The sequence below is a fragment of the Cupriavidus sp. IDO genome (assembly GCF_000812465.1).
Lineage (GTDB): Bacteria > Pseudomonadota > Gammaproteobacteria > Burkholderiales > Burkholderiaceae > Cupriavidus.
In genome coordinates, this window is sequence record NZ_JWMA01000049.1 from 19993 (window position 1) to 37601 (window position 17609).

Annotated in this window: 15 protein-coding genes and 1 pseudogene; 12 read left to right on the forward strand and 4 right to left on the reverse strand. The window is 67.2% G+C overall.

Features of this window, described 5'->3' with window-relative positions:
• The first annotated feature begins 79 nt into the window (after nucleotides 1–79).
• A complete protein-coding gene (locus RM96_RS16685) occupies nucleotides 80–1450 on the forward strand; it encodes a sigma-54-dependent transcriptional regulator (RefSeq protein ID WP_039012162.1) in 1371 nt (456 codons plus the stop codon).
• Nucleotides 1451–1567: 117 nt separating this feature from the next.
• On the opposite strand, the gene RM96_RS16690 is transcribed toward RM96_RS16685, so the two are convergent.
• Nucleotides 1568–1942 (reverse strand): hypothetical protein, encoded by a 375-nt coding sequence (locus RM96_RS16690; RefSeq protein ID WP_052279546.1) that lies wholly within the window; start codon nucleotides 1940–1942, stop codon nucleotides 1568–1570.
• Between the two features lie 687 nt (nucleotides 1943–2629).
• Nucleotides 2630–2818, reverse strand: coding sequence for a hypothetical protein (locus tag RM96_RS37185; protein ID WP_152624129.1), 189 nt, complete (start codon nucleotides 2816–2818; stop codon nucleotides 2630–2632).
• A 191-nt stretch (nucleotides 2819–3009) separates the two neighbouring features.
• On the opposite strand from RM96_RS37185, the gene RM96_RS37190 reads away from it, so the two are divergent.
• The 3 genes from RM96_RS37190 (at nucleotide 3010) to RM96_RS16705 (ending at nucleotide 5906) form a co-directional block, all read left to right on the forward strand.
• Nucleotides 3010–3177 (forward strand): DUF1328 domain-containing protein, encoded by a 168-nt coding sequence (locus tag RM96_RS37190; protein WP_039012163.1) that lies wholly within the window; start codon nucleotides 3010–3012, stop codon nucleotides 3175–3177.
• Complete coding sequence (locus tag RM96_RS16700) at nucleotides 3174–4160, forward strand: YihY/virulence factor BrkB family protein (RefSeq protein ID WP_443112257.1); 987 nt, start codon at nucleotides 3174–3176, stop codon at nucleotides 4158–4160. Before RM96_RS37190 ends, RM96_RS16700 begins: the two co-directional genes overlap by 4 nt.
• A 132-nt stretch (nucleotides 4161–4292) precedes the next feature.
• A complete protein-coding gene (locus tag RM96_RS16705) occupies nucleotides 4293–5906 on the forward strand; it encodes a peptide chain release factor 3 (RefSeq protein ID WP_039012176.1) in 1614 nt (537 codons plus the stop codon).
• 117 nt (nucleotides 5907–6023) lie between these two features.
• Here the strand turns inward: RM96_RS16705 and RM96_RS37195 are convergent.
• A pseudogene (locus RM96_RS37195) lies at nucleotides 6024–6248 on the reverse strand (TonB-dependent receptor domain-containing protein); the annotation flags it as partial.
• Nucleotides 6249–6461: 213 nt separating this feature from the next.
• Here RM96_RS37195 and RM96_RS16715 point away from each other — a divergent pair.
• The 3 genes from RM96_RS16715 (at nucleotide 6462) to RM96_RS16725 (ending at nucleotide 10013) form a co-directional block, all read left to right on the forward strand.
• Entirely contained in the window at nucleotides 6462–7709 is a 1248-nt protein-coding gene (locus tag RM96_RS16715; protein WP_039012165.1) for an MFS transporter, read from the forward strand.
• Nucleotides 7710–7877: 168 nt separating this feature from the next.
• A complete protein-coding gene (locus tag RM96_RS16720) occupies nucleotides 7878–8783 on the forward strand; it encodes a helix-turn-helix domain-containing protein (protein ID WP_052279547.1) in 906 nt (301 codons plus the stop codon).
• Between the two features lie 342 nt (nucleotides 8784–9125).
• Complete coding sequence (locus RM96_RS16725; protein ID WP_052279548.1) at nucleotides 9126–10013, forward strand: mechanosensitive ion channel family protein; 888 nt, start codon at nucleotides 9126–9128, stop codon at nucleotides 10011–10013.
• 119 nt (nucleotides 10014–10132) lie between these two features.
• On the opposite strand, the gene edd is transcribed toward RM96_RS16725, so the two are convergent.
• Nucleotides 10133–11959 (reverse strand): phosphogluconate dehydratase, encoded by a 1827-nt coding sequence (edd, locus tag RM96_RS16730; RefSeq protein WP_039012166.1) that lies wholly within the window; start codon nucleotides 11957–11959, stop codon nucleotides 10133–10135.
• Between the two features lie 229 nt (nucleotides 11960–12188).
• Here edd and zwf point away from each other — a divergent pair, with 229 nt between their 5' ends.
• From zwf to RM96_RS16760, 5 genes are read left to right on the forward strand one after another with little or no spacing between them, the layout of a single operon-like run.
• Nucleotides 12189–13637, forward strand: a complete 1449-nt coding sequence (gene zwf / locus RM96_RS16740; protein ID WP_039012168.1) for a glucose-6-phosphate dehydrogenase — start codon at nucleotides 12189–12191, stop codon at nucleotides 13635–13637.
• A gap of 13 nt (nucleotides 13638–13650) precedes the next feature.
• Nucleotides 13651–14331, forward strand: a complete 681-nt coding sequence (gene pgl, locus RM96_RS16745) for a 6-phosphogluconolactonase (RefSeq protein ID WP_039012169.1) — start codon at nucleotides 13651–13653, stop codon at nucleotides 14329–14331.
• A gap of 4 nt (nucleotides 14332–14335) precedes the next feature.
• The gene (locus tag RM96_RS16750) at nucleotides 14336–15358 is read left to right on the forward strand and encodes a glucokinase (protein WP_052279549.1); all 1023 of its coding nucleotides are present in this window, start codon (nucleotides 14336–14338) and stop codon (nucleotides 15356–15358) included.
• A gap of 3 nt (nucleotides 15359–15361) precedes the next feature.
• Complete coding sequence (locus tag RM96_RS16755; protein ID WP_039012170.1) at nucleotides 15362–16075, forward strand: response regulator; 714 nt, start codon at nucleotides 15362–15364, stop codon at nucleotides 16073–16075.
• Nucleotides 16075–17412: a sensor histidine kinase gene (locus tag RM96_RS16760; RefSeq protein WP_039012172.1), complete on the forward strand. Its 1338-nt coding sequence runs from the start codon at nucleotides 16075–16077 to the stop codon at nucleotides 17410–17412. The genes RM96_RS16755 and RM96_RS16760 overlap by 1 nt, the downstream gene beginning before the upstream one ends.
• Nucleotides 17413–17609 lie beyond the last annotated feature (197 nt).

The window sequence follows — 17609 nt, forward strand, 5'->3', positions numbered from 1 at the left end:
GCGCCTGCCCCGGCATTCTGCCGGCCAGGGTGCAGCGGGAGCCGGGATGAATAAGAAACCCAACGTCCGGGAGATCGTCATGGACCGACTGTGCAAGGCGGCGTCACGCACTGCGCAGATCGTGGTCGTGTCGCGTCATGAAGATTTTGGCTTTGACTCGTCCCAGTTCGGGCCGGGGTGGGAGATCCGGCGGGTCCCGCAGATCCGCGACCTGGAACGCATCGTGCGTGCCAGTACGCCGATGGCCGGGGTGATCGACCTGCAGTCCGAGTACAGTGATGCCGAACTGGTGCAACTGGAGCAGAGCCTGCAGTACATGCACGTGATGTGGGTCGCCATCACGTCCACGCCGATGCTCGAGGACGAGCGCGTGCGCCGGCTGATCCGCGACTACTGCATAGACTACGTACGCGCACCGTTCTCGGTGGACGAGCTGCTCTACACGCTCAAGCACGCGCACGGCATGGCTTGCCTGCACAACGGACGCGCGCACGAACTGGCCGCCCACGGGCCGATGATCGGCGAGTGTGCCGCCATGCGCTCGATGTTCCGCTCGCTCGCCAAGGTTGCGCACAACGAAGCGCCGGTTTTCATTTCGGGCGAGTCCGGCACCGGCAAGGAACTGGCGGCGCAGGCAATTCACGATGCTTCGAGCCGCCGCAAGGGGCCGTTCATCGCCATCAATTGCGGTGCGATCCCGTCCCACCTGGTGCAGTCCGAACTGTTCGGCTACGAGAAGGGTGCGTTTACCGGTGCCAACCAGCGCAAGATCGGCTGGATCGAACAGGCGCAGGGCGGCACGCTCTTCCTTGACGAGATCGGTGACCTGCCGCTGGAAAGCCAGGTGGCCCTGCTGCGCTTCCTGCAGCAAGGCACCATCACGCGGCTCGGCGGACACCAGTCGATTCCACTCGACCTGCGCATCATTTCCGCTACCCACGTCGACCTGGTGGCCGCGCAGGGTGATGGCCGCTTCCGCTCCGACCTGTTCCACCGGCTTTGCGTGCTGACGCTCACGATCCCGCCGTTGCGCGAGCGCGGCGAAGACATCCTGCTGCTGGCCAACGCGGTGCTGGCAGAGCACGGGCATGAAGCGCACCGGCGCATTCGCGGGTTCTCTGCCTGCGCGACGCAGGCGATGATGCAGTACGCGTGGCCGGGCAATGTGCGCGAGCTGATCAACCGGGTGCGGCGCGCCATCGTGATGACCGACAACCGCAAGATCAACGCAGAGGATCTGCAGTTGCACGGCGGCGCGGAGCTGCCGCGCAAGACGCTCGACGCGATCCGCGAAGAAGCCGAGCGCGAGGCGATCCGCACGGTCATGGCCAGCCACGGCTTCCATGTCGTGCCCGCCGCGCGCGAACTCAACGTTTCCCGCGTCACGCTCTACCGGCTCATGCACAAGCACAACATCCGCGTAGAGAGCCAGCCGGGCGCGGGCGAATAGCGTCAGGCAGGGCAGGGGGCTAAAGGCCCGTCAAAGCCCGTCTGACTGGCGCCAAAGGAAAGGGGAACCGGCGACGTCCGCTCGCCGGTTCCCCCTTCCTCGTGCCGCAACGGCACATCAGCGCACAACGATAGCGGCCTTGCGGCCGCGTTGCCAGTCAGCCGCCGCGCCGGCCGACGCCAGGTTCATGCTGATCTTGCCGCGCGGACTGCGCGGCGGTCCGTTCTCTTCATTGTGTTGGCCGGGCACCGTGTCGCGGCGGTCCAGGCTGTCTGTTGCCTGCCGCTCTCCCGGCATCGCGGTGCCCGGGTCCTGCTTGAAGCGCAAATCGCCCCATGCCCAGCCAAAGCCGCGCACATAGACGTCATTGCTGACGGCTGCGTGGCTGTTGGCGTTGGCCTCATCGGGGCGGTCGAAATAGGCATAGTTGCCGGCAACGGCAGGGGTCGACAGGACGGCCACGGCGGCAGCGACAAGCAATCCGGCTTTCATGGAGTGGCTCCTCCCGAGTTAGAAAAAAGTGCCCGCCGGGGGACGGAGCACAAGTTCTCCAGTCGCATCACGCGCTATCGGCGCTTCCTGCCCCGGCTCGCTGCCACCTGATAGGCGCGGCGCGACGCCGCGCAATAACCGATGGCGGGTAGTGCCGGCTGGCGCGGCGAGGGAAGCAGCGGCGGTGACAACAGGTCTAGTACCGATGGCGGCGGCCCCGCCAGCCGATACGAGCGCCTGCGTGCCGTCATACGTGCTGGCGGATGACGCATGGCTGAGTTTCTCCTGCGTTCTATGAATAATCGTTGCTTCAGTGGCGATGACAGCTCCCTGTCTGCATAGAGCGACAAGTGTGCCAATGGCCGCAATCCCTTGTGCCATAGGGCTTTCGGGCAGATGGAAGGAAGCTCGGGCGAGGCAGCCGGCGCGTGGGCGGACCAATCGGTTACGCCGCTGCAACGCGCGCTTTGCGCGATCTGCGCAAAGCGCGCGGCCACTTCGGGTGGAAGCGCGCCGCTATGGCCGCATGGACGCGGGACTGCACTCCGGGACAGGCCTCGCAGCGCTCGCCCTGCGCGGTTGCAGGCCTGAAACAGCCGCCACTTGCACGTTACCCGTGCGCCTGGACTGAATCACTCACGCAGAATCGGGTACGCATCGGGGCCGGCAGGATCGGCAGGCGCTGCGTCAGCGCGACGCGCCTTCGTTGGGTCGGGAAGTCGGAATGGCCGAGCCGGAGGCGCCGGTGCCCGTGCTGGCAGCGGCATTGCCGGAAATGGGTTTCGGCCCCGGCTGGCTGCGCTCGCAGCCGCTACATGCCAGCAGGCCGAGTATCAGCAGGACGGTCGCTGGCCGTCCGAGGAAAGTGCGGGTCACGGTGCCTCCTTTCGCCAGTGTGGCGGTAAGTGCCGGCGGGTGTGCCTCGCTTAACTGTAGCAGGTCGGCCATCCGGCGCCGGGCTGCGCAAAGTGCGCGAAATGCGGGCAAATGCGCAGTATCATGAACGCAGAAGCCCCTCGCGAGCCGGCGACATCCGCGCAGCGCAAGCTGCGGTCGGAGTACGCATCATGTTGCGCTGGGCCGTGATCTTCTTTGTCGTTGCCGTCCTGGCCGCCCTGGCAGGATTCGGCGATATTCCCGCGGCGCTGGCCGTGCTTGCCAGGATCGCGGCGCTCGTGTGCATCCTGCTCTTCATTGCAGCACTGGTATGGTTCCTGAAGAACGAAAGGCCGTGAACGAGAAGGCTGACGATACACCGGGGCACCGGGTGCGCCCGGGCTTGCGCGAACGTCCGGTACGCTGGCTGCCCGACCGGCACACTGGCGCCCGCACCGTGCGCGTGGTGACCGCCGCAATCAGCTCCTGGCTTGCGCACCGCGCCGCGAGCAAGGGCGCGGCGCTTTCCTTCTACATGCTGTTCTCGCTGGCGCCGATCCTGGTGCTGGTCATTTCCATTGCCGGCATCTTCTTCGGCGCTGAGGCAGCGCGGGGCGAGATCTTCGCGCAATTGCGGGACCTCGTCGGGGAGCAGGGTGCAGCGGCCATTCAGCAGATCCTGGCCGCGACGCATCGGGCCGGCGGCAGCGGAGTTGCCGCCATGGTGGCAACCGGGATCCTCTTCGTCGGCGCCACCAGCGCCTTCGCCGAACTCAAGAGCAGCCTCGACGATATCTGGCACGTGCCGGTCCCCGCCACGGCCGGCTGGCAGCAGCTGCTGCGGGCGCGGCTGCTGTCGTTCAGCCTCGTGCTCGTGCTGGCCTTCATGCTGCTGGTGTCGCTGGTGGTCAACGCCGCGCTGGCCGTGATCAACCGGTTCTGGGGCCAGCTGTGGACGCATTCGTGGCTCGCGCCGGTTGCCGACGCGATCTCGACGGCGTTCTCTTTCGCCGTGGTGACCGCGCTGTTCGCCGTCATCTTCAAGATGCTGCCGAACGCACGTATCGCCTGGCGCGACGTCACCATGGGCGCTGTGATCACTGCGCTGCTTTTCTCGATCGGCAAGCGGCTGATCGGGCTCTATCTGGGCAATAGTGCGGTAGCGTCCTCCTATGGGGCGGCGGGCTCGGTGGTCGCGCTGATGCTGTGGATCTACTACTCGGCGCAGATCTTCTTTTTCGGCGCGGAACTGACCAGGCAATACGCGCTTCAGTTCGGCAGCCTGCGCGGCGTGCCCGGGCTGTCTGGCGACGAATCCCCGGGCCGGCCCGCGAACCGGTAAAATAGCGCCCCATTCCCTTCGTGCATGCCCGCAGTGCCCGGCTTCACCGCTTGCCTGCGGTGCCTGCCGTTGCCTGGTACCGGCCAGGCGCGTGCCGGGCCTTCCATCTTTTCCCAGTCAAACTCCGCTGCCGTGAGCTCGCTCGTTTCCGAAATTGCGCGTCGACGCACCTTTGCCATCATTTCCCACCCGGACGCGGGTAAGACGACCCTGACCGAAAAGCTGCTGTGGTTCGGCGGCGCGATCCAGGTTGCCGGCGAGGTGCGCGCCCGCAAGGCCGACCGCCACGCCACCTCCGACTGGATGGAGCTGGAAAAGCAGCGCGGGATCTCGGTGACGTCTTCCGTGATGCAGTTCCCGTACCGCCGCGGGCCAGGCAACGGCAGCGCGGACGGCAGTACGCAGGAAAACATCGTCAACCTGCTCGACACGCCGGGCCACGAAGACTTCTCCGAAGATACCTACCGCACGCTGACCGCGGTCGACTCGGCGGTGATGGTGATCGACTCGGTCAACGGCGTGGAAGCGCAGACCATCAAGCTGCTCAACGTCTGCCGCCTGCGCGATACGCCCATCCTCACCTTCATCAACAAGCTCGACCGTGAAGGCCGTTCGCCGATCGAGCTGCTCGATGAAATCGAGGACGTGCTGCAGATCCAGTGCGCGCCGATGACCTGGCCGATCGGCATGGGCAAGGCCTTCCGCGGCGTGTACCACCTGATCGACGATAAGGTCCAGCTGTTCGACCCGCACGGCGAGAAGGGCACGGCGGCAATCCTCGATGGCCTGGACAATCCGGAGCTTGACCGCATCCTGGGCAGCCAGGCCGAAGAGCTGCGCCTCGAGATCGAGCTGGTGCGCGGCGCGTCGCACACCTTTGACAAGGACGCCTTCCTGTCAGGCAAGCAGACCCCGGTCTACTTCGGCTCGGCCATCAACAACTTTGGCGTGCAATCGCTGCTCGACGCATTGTGCGAGCTGTCGCCGCCGCCGCTGGCGCGCAATACCGAAAGCCGCGTGGTGGAGCCGCAGGAACCCCGGTTCACCGGCTTCGTGTTCAAGATCCAGGCCAATATGGACCCGCGCCACCGCGACCGCATCGCATTCGTGCGCGTATGCTCGGGCCGCTTCGAGCGTGGCATGAAGCTGCTGCATGTCTCCACCGGCAAGACCGTTGCGATCAACAACGCCATCACCTTCATGGCGCAGGACCGCAACACGACCGAAGAGGCCTACGCCGGCGACATCATCGGCGTGCCCAATCACGGCACCATCCGCCTGGGCGATGTGTTCACCGAAGGCGAGCCGCTCAAGTTCACCGGCATTCCTTCGTTCGCGCCCGAATTCTTCCGCCGCGCGCGCCTGAACAACCCGCTCAAGGTCAAGCAGCTGCAGAAGGGTTTGCAGCAACTGGCCGAAGAGGGCGCCACGCAGATGTTCCGCCCGCTGGCTTCGAACGACCTGGTGCTGGGCGCGGTCGGCATCCTGCAGTTTGACGTGGTGGCGCACCGGCTCGAGCATGAGTACGGCGTCGACGCCATCTTCGAATCGCACGAATGCGCCACCGCGCGCTGGCTCAAGGGCGATCCGGCCGAGATCGAAAAGCTGATCGAGAAGGCCGGCCACAACGTTGCGCTCGATGGCGCCGGCGATCACGTCTACCTCGCGCCGAGCATGGTCAACCTGCGGCTGACGCAGGAGCGCTTCCCGAACCTGAAGTTCATGGAGACGCGCGAGATCGTGTGATCGCCGATTACGCCTGAAATGCAAAACGGCTCGCATTCGCGAGCCGTTTTGCTGTCTGAGGGTTTGCTCCCCTCTCCCGCTTGCGGGAGAGGGGCAGGGGGAGAGGGCAGGCGCGGGCATACCGCGGTGCGTGGTGGCGCCGAGGTTGGTCGATGCATCGGGCGCGCCGCCGGTGCCGCCGCGCAGCTGCAGTTCGTCGTCGAAATCGATGTTGAACAGCGTCAGCTCACCGCCCCAGCCATTGCTATTGAAGTGCGTGCCGATTTCATACGTCTGGGCCTTCCCGGGCGTCAGGCCATTGGTGGTCTGCGCGATCTGGAAGTACTGCAGCGGGCCGAACGCATCATCGAGTGCATTTGTCGGGTTGTGGTATTAATGCATCGGCTTTGATACATATGGGCCATGTTCCGCGGCGTGCCGTGTGCCAGTGTCCGCATTTGTATCCACGTGCCGGGGCCGCCCGCTTTAGAATCCAGCCTTTGCGCCCGGTACGGCACCATCGGCCGGTCGACCGGCTGCACTTCCGGCGCAGCGCCTCTCTGCTTTTCCGCCTCCATGTCTACCCCTGCCACCGTTCCGGCCGTCGAGCCGGACAGCGTTTTTGGTGATCCCATTTTCCGCCGCTACTGGTTCGCCCGCCTTTGCACCACCATCGGCTACCAGATCTTTACGGTGGCCGTCGGCTGGCAGATGTACGACCTGACGCGCGACCCGCTGATGCTCGGCATGGTCGGGCTGGTGCAGTTCCTGCCCTCGGTGGTGCTGATCCTGATGTCCGGGCATGTGGCCGACCGCTTCGACCGGCGCCGCATCGTGCGAACCTGCCAGGCGCTGGAGGCCGTGATCGCGGTGGCCATGGCGGTGGCGAGTTTCGCCGGCTGGGTCAACCGCGAGCACATCTTTCTCTTCGTCGCGCTGATCGGCGCCACGCGCGCCTTTGAAACCCCCACGTTGCAGGCCTTGCTGCCCGGCGTCGTCACGCCGCGCCAGCTGCCGCGCGCAGTGGCGCTGGCCAGTTCCGCCGGGCAGACCGCCATCATCATCGGGCCGGCCATCGGCGGGTTTGCCTATGTGGCGGGCCCCGGCGTGGTCTACGCGCTCAGCGCCACGCTGTTCGCCATCGCCGCCATCCTGGTCAGCGGCCTGACCCTGCGCCAGGCAGTGCAGCGGCTGACGGCACCGGTCAGCATCAAGACCTTGTTTGCCGGCTTTGCCTATATCCGCAGCCGTCCGGTATTGCTGGGCGCGGTGTCGCTGGACCTGTTCGCCGTGCTGCTGGGCGGCGCCACCGCACTGCTGCCGATCTACGCGCGCGACATCCTCCACACCGGCCCGTGGGGCCTGGGGCTGCTGCGCTCGTCGCCGGCCATCGGCGCGCTGGCCATGGCCTTGTGGCTGGCGCGGCATCCGCTGAACCGGCGCGCGGGGCAGGTGATGTTCGGCGCGGTGGCGCTGTTTGGCACGGCCACGCTGGTGTTCGGCGTGTCGCACTGGCTGCCATTGTCAATGGGCGCGCTGGTGGTGCTGGGCGCATCGGACATGATCAGCGTGGTGGTGCGCTCCACGCTGGTCCAGCTCGATACGCCAGATGACATGCGCGGGCGCGTCGGCGCCGTGAATTCGGTCTTTATCGGGGCCTCGAACCAGCTGGGCGAGTTCGAGTCGGGCGTGACCGCCGCGCTGCTCGGACCGGTGGGGGCGGTGATCCTTGGCGGCGCGGGCACGCTGCTGGTGGTGGCAGTCTGGATGCGGCTGTTTCCGGCGCTGGCCGCGCGCGACCGGCTGCACGACCACCACGCCTGAGGCGGCACGCCCGGGCCCAAAGCGTACCCGTTTCTGCGTGCGCAAAAAGTCCCTCGTTGCCCCAGCCGGATCCTGAATCCAGGGTTATATTCCGACAGTGCCGATTCAACTTTCGTCGCTGAAAGTTGCGTCCGTCGTCCACCCCTGATGCCCGCCAGACCACGATCCATGGCCGCCAGCAACGCCCCGACCGAACCGCTCCGGCGCCACGCAGTCTTCGCCGCGCTGACCGGCTCGCGCGCGTCGCTCGAGCGCGCCGCGGCACTGGGCGATGGCCTGGGCCTGGCGCTGTGGCGCAACCGCCACGATGACACCGGCTACGCGCAGCCCGGCCACCACACCATGTCGGTCTACCTGGAAGGCGGCTACTCGACCTACCGGCGTGACCAGCCGGGCAACACCGGCGCTCCGGGGCGGCTCTGCCTGCTACCGGCCGACCATGAGTCCCGCTGGCACGTCGGCGGCAGCCAGCGCTTCCTGCATCTCTATTTCCAGCCCGAGCACCTGGCGTGGCACTGCGTGCGCTTGCTTGACCGCGAGCCGCGCGCACTGCAGCTGCAGGACCTGACCTTTGCCGAGGATCCGTTCCTCTTCGCGATCAGCCGGCGGCTCGCCGCACTCGACTGGGAACAGCCAGATGCGCTGATGGCCGGCAACGCCCTGGCGCACGAAGCGGTCAGCCACCTGCTGCTGCGTCATGGCACGCGGGGCGCGCCGGCCGACTGGCGCGGCGGCCTGTCCGGCCCGGCGCGCCGCAAGGTAAGGGACTGGATCGAAGCCAACCCGGAACGCAACCCGACGCTGGGCGAACTGGCGGCGATGGCGGGCCTGTCGGAGTACCACTTTGCGCGCATGTTCCGCGTTTCGTTCGGCATGCCGCCGCACACCTGGATCCTGCGTAGCCGGCTCGATCGTGCGCAACGGCTGCTGGCGAACCCACGCCTGACGCTGCAGGACATCGCCGCACGCGCCGGCTTTGCCTCGGCCAGCCATCTCAACAATCGCTTCCGCGCTGCGTTTGGCGCAACGCCGGGTGTCTGGCGTGCCGCACACGACGTGCGGAACGACGCCTGAAACCTGCTTCCCAAGAATTTGCTGATGCCCGCCAGCCCTTGCTACACAAGGGCTGGCCGGTCCTGTCAACCCCGTAAAAGATGGAAATGGCGGCAATCCCACGAGATCGTCTGTCTTCGTGCGGTAAAATACCGGACTTCGCGGCTGTCGGCTGCTCCCGTGCTGCTCGCCGCATTCCCCGCGTGAAATCCTGTTCGTCACCTTGCCGGCGCGCTTGGAACGCGCCCGCAGAAATTGGTACGCTTTGCCCTCGCGCAGGCCGGATTCGTACCACTCGCTGCATACCGGAATCCTCTGAGCCGGATGCACCCGCTACCTGAAACCAACCAGGAGTCGTTCCCCATGGACCTGCACTTCATCGCAGCAGACAAGATCGAGGCCGCCTGGAGCTATCTCGTGCAGCTTGCCGTGCAGCAGGGCATGAACTGCATCGCGGCCATTCTCATCCTGATTGCCGGTTGGTGGCTGTCGGGCCGTGCCGGCGCTGGCGTGACCCGGGCGCTGGACCGCACCAATGTCGACGCCACCATGCGGCCGATGCTGTCCAATGCCGCCCAGTGGGTAGTGCGCGTGCTGACGGTTGTGCTGGTGCTGTCGCAGTTCGGCGTGCAGACGGCCAGCATCGTCGCCATGCTCGGTGCCGCCGGCCTGGCGATTGGCCTGGCGCTGCAGGGGACACTGCAGAACATCGCCGCCGGCATCATGCTGGTGCTGCTGCGGCCGTTTCGCGTGGGCCAGTACATCGATGCGCAGGGCGTGGCCGGCACCGTGCGCGAGACCGGCCTGTTCATGACCGAGCTCACCACTGCCGATGGCGTCTGCCTGCGCGTGCCCAACGGCAAGCTGTGGGGCAGCGCCATCACCAATTACAGCGAGAACCCGACGCGCCGGATGGATATCGAGACCACGGTTGCGTTCGGCAGCGACATCCGCGCGGGGCTCGACGCGCTGCGCGCCATGCTCGCATCCGAGCCACGCCTGCTGGCCGATCCTGCGTCCGAAGCCATGGTGGTCAGCTACACGCAGATCGGCATCACGCTCAACGTGCGCTACTGGACCTCGAGCGAAAACTTCTGGCCCGTGCGCTATGCGTTCTACGAGCGCATCAAGCCGGTGCTCGAAGCCGCCGGCTGCGCCATTGCCGTGCCGGTGCAGGAAACGCGCATGCCCGATGTGGGCGCAGCGTCCCGGATTGACGCGCAACCGAACCCGGCGCGCCGCCTGAGCTAGCCGGCGCGGCACATCCCACGTGCCGCCTTGCGCGGTACGCTATACAGCGCCGTGTCCTATCGCGACAGCCGCAACGCCGCCGGCGCCACGGGGTTTGGCGCCGGCGTCAGTCATATCTTCTAATCTTCATTCGAAAAAAGCGTGCAGGCGCCAGTCTCGGCCGTGCTCACGGTGCGGCGGAAGGTCGCAAACAGGTCGCGCCCCACGCCGTGACGGTTGCCGGCGAGGTCCGGCCGCTCGGGTTCGCGTGCTTCCCATTCGGCATCCGGCACCAGCACCGTCAGCACGCCTGCGGGCGCGTCCACGCGCATCATGTCGCCGGTGCGCACCTTGGCAATATCGCCGCCACCCAGCGCCTCGGGGCACACGTGGATCGCCGCGGGCACCTTGCCCGAAGCACCCGACATGCGCCCGTCGGTAACCAGTGCCACATGGAAGCCGCGATCCTGCAGCAGTGTCAGCGTAGGCGTGAGCTTGTGCAGCTCGGGCATGCCGCATGATGCGGGCCCCTGCCATGGCAGCACGGCGACGAAGTCGCGCTCGAGCTCGCCGCGCTTGAACGCGCTCAGCACATCGTCCTGGCGATGAAACACGATCGCTGGCGCTTCCACCACCTGATGCTCGGGCTTGACCGCCGAGGTCTTGATGACGGCGCGGCCGAGCTTGCCATCCAGCAGCTTGATGCCGCCGTCGGGTGCGAACGGCTGGTCGGCGCTGCGCACGATGGTGTCGTCCAGCGGCGCGGCGGGGCCGTCGATCCAGGTCAGCTTGCCGTCGCGCAGCACCGGTTCGCGCGTGTAGGCCTCCAGCCCGCGGCCGGCGATGGTGGTCACGTCGTCATGCAGTAGCCCCAGCGACAACAGGCCGCGGATCACCACCGGCAGGCCGCCGGCGGCCTGGAACTGGTTCACGTCGGCCTTGCCGTTCGGATACACGCGCGCGAGCAGCGGCACCACGGCCGACAATTCATCGAAGTCGTCCCACGTCAGCACGATGCCCGCCACGCGCGCCATCGCGATCAGATGCAGCGTATGGTTGGTCGACCCGCCGGTGGCCACCAGGCCCACCACGCCGTTGACGAAGGCGCGCTCGTCCAGCATTTCGCCGACCGGCGTATAGCGCTCGCCACCGTGCACCAGGCGCAACGCCTGCCGCGCCGATTCGCGTGTGAGCGCTTCGCGCAGCGGCGTGTTGGGATTGACGAAGGCCGTGCCCGGCAGATGCAGGCCCATCATCTCCATCAGCATCTGGTTCGAGTTGGCGGTGCCGTAGAAGGTGCAGGTGCCGGGCCCGTGGTAGGAGCGGGTCTCGGCTTCGAGCAGCTCCTTGCGCCCGATCTTGCCTTCGGCATAGAGCTGGCGCACGTGGGCCTTCTCGTCGTTGCTCATGCCGGTCGTCATCGGCCCGCCCGGCACGAACACCGCGGGCAGGTGCCCGAACGACAGCGCCCCCATCACCAGCCCGGGCACGATCTTGTCGCACACGCCCAGGTACAGCGCGGCGTCGAACATCTGGTGCGAGAGCGACACGGCGGTGGCCAACGCGATTACGTCGCGCGAGAACAGCGACAGGTCCATGCCGTCCTGACCCTGCGTCACGCCATCGCACATGGCCGGCGTGCCGCCGGCAAACTGCGCGGTGCCGCCGGCTTCCAGCGCGGCTTCCTTGAGCCATTTCGGAAACGCCTCGAGCGGCTGGTGCGCCGACAGCATGTCGTTATAGGCGGAGACAATGGCGAGGTTGGGGCGCTCGTCGGCTTTCAGCCGGATCTTGGCCGCATCGGGCATGGCAGCCACGGCATGGGCCAGGTTGGTACACGAGAGCTGGGCCCGCTCAACCTTCTGGCCCGCCATGGCGCGGGTGCGGTCGAGATAGGCCTGCCGGGAGGCTGCGCTGCGGGACACGATGCGGGCCGTGACCCGTTCGAGCACTGGGTGACGTGGCATGGGGTTCTCCTGCGGGGGGAGCTTTCAGCCTAGCGCACTTTGGGGCACGGTGCACGTTTGCCTGCCCCCCCTGCCGTTACGCAGAAACGGGTACGCTTGCCTCGCCAAGCGGCGGCGACTCACGTAAACTGCAAGGAACTTAAGCACCGCTTGCGGGCACTCAAACAAGCAGGCAATGTTGGCATCGCCTGCGCAGACGGCCGTACCGGCCAAGGAGTCCAGGGTGAGCATGCCTGATTTCGACATGGTGCTGTTCGGCGGCACCGGTGACCTGGCGCGGCGCAAGCTGCTGCCTTCCCTCTTCGATGCACATCATGCGGGCCTGTTGAATCCGTCCGCGCGCATTCTTGCCACCGGCAGCCAGCCGCTCACCACCGAGGACTACATTGCCTCCCTGGATCAGACTGTTCGGCCCGGCCTGGCGCATGCGCCGCCAGAGTCATGGGAGAAGTTCTGCGCGCGCATCAGCTACGTGCAGGCGGACGCACGCGTGCCGGCCCATTTCGACGCACTGGCGGAAATGGTGCTGTCGCGCAAGCCGGAGGTCGTGGTCTGCTATCTCGCCACGGCGCCGCATCTCTTTGTGCCGATCTGCGAGCAACTGGCGCGAACCGGGCTGAACACACCCAACGTCCGCATCGTGCTGGAAAAGCCGCTCGGCCACGACCTGGAATCGAACGAGGCCATCAACTCGGCGGTGGCGAAGTTCTTTGCCGAAGACCAGATCTACCGGATCGACCACTACCTGGGCAAGGAGTCGGTGCAGAACCTGATGGCGATCCGCTTCGGCAATGCGCTGTTCGAACCGCTGTGGCGGCGCGAGTGGGTGCAGGACGTGCAGATCACCATCGCCGAAGAACTCGGCGTGGAAACGCGCGGCGATTTCTACGACCGTACCGGCGCCCTGCGCGACATGGTGCAGAACCACCTGCTGCAACTGCTGTGCATGGTGGCGATGGAGCCGCCCAGCAGCCTGCAGGAAGACGCCATCCGCGACGAGAAGATCAAGATCCTCAAGGCGCTCAAGCCGATCTCGCCGCAGGACGTGGCCGAGAAGACCGTGCGCGGCCAGTACCGCTCGGGCGCGATCGGCGGCAAGCCGGTGCCGGGCTACCTGGAAGAAAAGGGCATTGCGCCCGACAGCCGCACCGAGACCTTTGTCGCCATCAAGGCCGAGATCGCCAACTGGCGCTGGGAGGGCGTGCCCTTCTACCTGCGCACCGGCAAGCGCATGCAGGCGCGCGTGGCCGAGATCGTGATCCACTTCCGCGACGTGCCGCATGCGATCTTTCCGCGCCCGCTGACGCTGTCGCCGCAGAACCGGCTGGTGATCCAGCTGCAGCCCGAGGAAAGCATCCGCTTGTATTGCCTGGTCAAGCAGCCGGGCGACACGCTGGAGCTGACGCCCACCTCGCTCGACCTCGACTTCGCCAACTCGTTCAAGGTGCGCCGCGCCGGCGCCTATGAGCGCCTGCTGCTCGACGTGATACGCGGGCGGCTGGGGCTGTTCGTGCGGCGCGACGAGCAGGTACAGGCCTGGCGCTGGGTGGAGCCCATCATCGATACATGGGCAGAGAGCACGGTGCCGCCCAAGCCTTATACGGCCGGCACCTGGGGGCCGGCGGCGTCGTCCGCGCTGATGTCGCGCGACGGTGCGCTCTGGCACGAAGAAGCCTGACAGGACACCTCCTATGCGGCAGTTTGAACATGCATCGTTGCTGGACCAGGCCGAGGCCCTTTCGATTTCCGTCAGCCACGCGCTGGAGCTTGCCATCGGCGTCAACGGGTGGGCCGTGCTGGCGGTCTCGGGCGGACGCTCGCCGGTGGCGATGTTCGAGCGCCTGCGCTACCGCCCGGTGCGCTGGGAGGCCGTGACGATCACGCTGGTCGACGAGCGCGTGGTCCCGCCCGATCATCCCGACAGCAACGGCGCACTGGTGCGCGCCCACCTGTTGCGCGAAGCCGCCGCGAAGGCCGCCTTCATACCGCTGATCGCCGATGACCAGGAGGCCGCCGCCCCGGAGCTGGCCATCGCGCGGCTGAACCAGGCTTACCGACAGCCTGACGTGGTCGTGCTCGGCATGGGCGAAGACGGCCACACAGCTTCGCTGTTCCCGGATGCGCCTGAACTGCAGGCCGCGCTGAGCGAGCCGAAGCCAGGCTACACGATCACGCACCCATCGGCCGCGCCGCACGCACGCATCACGCTCAATCTCGCCGCGCTGCTGGCGACCGAGCGCGCGTTCCTGTCGCTCGCCGGCCCGGTCAAGACCGGGGTGCTGGCGCGCGCGCTGCACGCGCCCACGCCTGCGCTGCCCGTGAGCCTTGTGGTCAGCGGGCATCGGCATGGCTTCGACGTCTTCCGTGCCTGACACCATGGTTGCCCCAATACCCCAACTCTCGCCCGATACCTACCCGCGCCTGCTGGCAGACGTAGGGGGTACCAACGTGCGCTTTGCGCTCGAGACCGCGCCGATGCAGATCGGCCCGGTCACGCCGCTGAAGGTGGCCGACTTTCCTTCGCTGGAAGCTGCCATGCGCGACTACCTGGACGAACTGAACGCTACCGGTGTGCGGGCGCCCCTGCACGCCGCTATCGGGCTGGCCAATCCGGTCACGGGCGACCAGGTCCGGCTGACAAACCACGACTGGGCGTTTTCGATCGAAGGCATGCGGCGTGCGCTCGGACTGCAGACGCTGGTGACCATCAATGACTTCACCGCGCTGGCATTGGGTTTGCCTTTCCTGCCAGCTGAGGGGCTGGTGCAGATCCGAGCCGGCGAGCCGGTGCCCAGCGCGCCGCGCGCGCTGGTGGGGCCGGGCACTGGCCTTGGCGTGTCAGGACTCGTGCCTGTGCCCGGTGGCGGCGCGGTAGCGCTGTCCGGAGAGGGCGGACATATCGAGCTGATGCCGGTCACCGACGACGAATGGACCGCATGGCGCGCGGCGCATCGCGACGTCGGCCGCGTGTCGGCGGAGCGCCTTTTGTCGGGCATGGGGCTCTCGCATATCCATGCCGCACTGGCCGCAGAAACGGGTACGCCTTTGTTCGCGCCACTGACGCCGACGCAAGTCACCACCGGCGCTTTCGAGCGGGACGACCCGCTGTGCCAGCGCACCATGGCCGTGTTCTTCGGCCTGCTGGGCTCGGTGGCCGCCGACGTGGCGCTGGTGCTTGGCGCGCGCGGCGGCGTTTATCTCGGCGGCGGCATCCTGCCGCGCTTCGTGAGGGCGCTGCAGGCATCCGCCTTTGCCGAGCGCTTCGAGGCCAAGGGCCGCATGCGCGGCTACCTGGCCAGCGTGCCGGTATACGTGATCACCGACCAATACCCGTCGCTGCCCGGCCTGGCGCGTGCGCTCGCCGATGCACTGGCCGGCACCATGACGCGAGCCGGATAGCCCATGCGCGTACTGCTGGTGGAAGACGACGCCATGATCGGCGACAGCGTGAAGGTTGCGCTGCGCCAGGAAGGCTTTACCGTGGACTGGGTGCGCGATGGCGAAGCCGGTCTCGCCGCGGCAACGGGGCAGGGCGACGAACCCTGCTATGACCTCGTCCTGCTTGACCTCGGCCTGCCGCGCCGCCCCGGCCTGGATGTGCTGCGCGCCCTGCGCGCGCGGGGCGTATCGACGCCGGTACTGATCCTGACGGCGCGCGACGCCGTGGCCGACCGCGTCGCCGGACTTAACGCCGGTGCCGACGACTACCTCATCAAGCCCTTCGACCTGCAGGAGCTCGCCGCGCGCATGCACGCACTGGCGCGCCGCGCCGAGGGCCGGGCCGAGCCGCTGCTCAGCTACGGCGCGATCACGCTGAACCCCGCCACGCGCGAAGCCAGGCTGGACGGCGATCCGGTGCGCCTGTCGGCGCGCGAGTTCGCCTTGCTCTCCGCGCTGATGGCACGCCCCGGCAAGGTCTGGTCCGTGCCGCAACTGCAGGAGCGCCTGTACGGCTGGGACGACGAAGTCGGCAGCAATACGGTCGAGGTCTACATCCATGCGCTGCGCAAGAAGTTCGGCGCGGCGCTGATCCGCAATATCCGCGGCGTGGGCTACGTGATGCCCCGGCTCGAAGGCGACGCGCCGGACAGCGATGCCGGCAAGGGAACCGCCTGATGCGCTCGATCCAGCGGACGTTATTGTTGTGGCTGGCTGCCGGCCTGCTGGTGGGCATCGCCATTGCCACCGTGCTGATCTACGGACAGGCGCGGCAGGAAGCCAACGCCTTGTTCGACTACCAGATGAAGCAGGTGGCCGCCGCCTTGCCCAGCCAGTTTGCCAACCCGGTTGCGCCGCCGTTTGGCGAGCCGGGCGGCGCAAGCACGGACCTGATGCATGCCGACGAAGACGTGGTGATCCACATCTGGGACGGCTCGGGGCGCAGTCTCTACCTCTCGCATTCGCATCCGGCGCTGCCGCCGCAGGCCGAGCTCGGGTTCTCGAACGTCTCGACCGAGCAGGGCGAATGGCGGCTCTATAGCGTGCAGCTCGGCCCGGCCGTGGTGCAGATCGCGCAGCCGATGAGCGCTCGCCGCACGCTGGCCGCGCGCATGGCGTTGCGCACGGTGGCGCCGTTGCTGCTACTGCTGCCGCTGCTGGGGTGGCTGGTGTGGATGGCCGTGGGCCGCGGCCTGCGCCCGCTGCGCGAGATCGCCACCGAAGTGCAGGCGCGCGACGCCAGCACGCTGGCGCCGCTCGCCGTGCGGCGCATGCCGGACGAGATAGCGCCGCTGAGCGACGCGCTCAACCAGTTGCTGGGGCGGCTGTCGCACGCCATCGATACGCAGCGTGCCTTCGTCGCCGACGCCGCGCACGCGCTGCGCACACCACTGGCGGCGCTGCAGCTGCAGGCCCAGCTGGTCGAGCGGGCGGAAAATCCCGAGGCACGCCAGCAGGCGCTGGGCAATCTGCGGCAGGGGTTGGAGCGCCTGACCCACCTGGTGGCGCAACTGCTGACGCTGGCGCGGCAGGAGCCGGGCGCTGTCACGCTGCCGCGCGAGCCGGTCGACCTGCGTGCGCTGGCTGCGGACGTGGTAGCGGAGATGACGCAGGCGGCGCTGGATCGCGATATCGACCTCGGGCTGGATGCTGCCACGGGCGCTGATCCGGCCAAAGTGCGCGGCGATATTGATGCCTTGCGCATCCTGCTGACCAACCTGATCGACAACGCGCTGGCCTATATCCCGGCCGGCAGCCGGGTTGATGTGCAGGTGAGGCCTGGTGCAGATCGCCGCGGGGTGGAACTGGTGGTGGCGGACAATGGGCCGGGCATTGCGCTGGCTGAGCGTGAGCGGGTGTTCGACCGCTTCTATCGCTTGCCCGATGCGCCTACCGGAGGCAGCGGACTGGGGCTGGCGATTGTTGCCGAGATTGCGCAGTCGCATGGGGCTCGGGTTGAGTTGGAGGATGCCGGGCCGGGGTTGAGGGTCAGGGTGGTGTTTCCAGTGAGCTAACGAGGTGTTTCGCCGATTTGTGGGGCTGGGGTCTATGAAGGGGCCGCTGCTGGTGCGCCTGAGGTTAGTGGCTGCGGCTGGCCGCTGTCGAGGGTCGAGGGCCTCAGGTTTCGCCCCTGAAGGGGCGACCTACTTATATGAACGCGCCCCGGTTTGCAAGGTAAGACGAACATGCTGGCTTGAGCAGGACTGGTTGC

Excerpts from the sequence above, each read along its gene's own strand:
- RM96_RS16760 (WP_039012172.1), top strand. The coding sequence starts at position 16,075 with ATGCGCTCGATCCAGCGGACGTTATTGTTGTGGCTGGCTGCCGGCCTG.
- RM96_RS37190 (WP_039012163.1), top strand. The coding sequence starts at position 3,010 with ATGTTGCGCTGGGCCGTGATCTTCTTTGTCGTTGCCGTCCTGGCCGCC.
- RM96_RS16755 (WP_039012170.1), top strand. The coding sequence starts at position 15,362 with ATGCGCGTACTGCTGGTGGAAGACGACGCCATGATCGGCGACAGCGTG.
- RM96_RS16685 (WP_039012162.1), top strand. The coding sequence starts at position 80 with ATGGACCGACTGTGCAAGGCGGCGTCACGCACTGCGCAGATCGTGGTC.
- RM96_RS16720 (WP_052279547.1), top strand. The coding sequence starts at position 7,878 with ATGGCCGCCAGCAACGCCCCGACCGAACCGCTCCGGCGCCACGCAGTC.
- zwf (WP_039012168.1), top strand. The coding sequence starts at position 12,189 with ATGCCTGATTTCGACATGGTGCTGTTCGGCGGCACCGGTGACCTGGCG.
- RM96_RS16715 (WP_039012165.1), top strand. The coding sequence starts at position 6,462 with ATGTCTACCCCTGCCACCGTTCCGGCCGTCGAGCCGGACAGCGTTTTT.
- pgl (WP_039012169.1), top strand. The coding sequence starts at position 13,651 with ATGCGGCAGTTTGAACATGCATCGTTGCTGGACCAGGCCGAGGCCCTT.
- RM96_RS16690 (WP_052279546.1), bottom strand. The coding sequence starts at position 1,942 with ATGAAAGCCGGATTGCTTGTCGCTGCCGCCGTGGCCGTCCTGTCGACC.
- RM96_RS16750 (WP_052279549.1), top strand. The coding sequence starts at position 14,336 with ATGGTTGCCCCAATACCCCAACTCTCGCCCGATACCTACCCGCGCCTG.
- edd (WP_039012166.1), bottom strand. The coding sequence starts at position 11,959 with ATGCCACGTCACCCAGTGCTCGAACGGGTCACGGCCCGCATCGTGTCC.
- RM96_RS16725 (WP_052279548.1), top strand. The coding sequence starts at position 9,126 with ATGGACCTGCACTTCATCGCAGCAGACAAGATCGAGGCCGCCTGGAGC.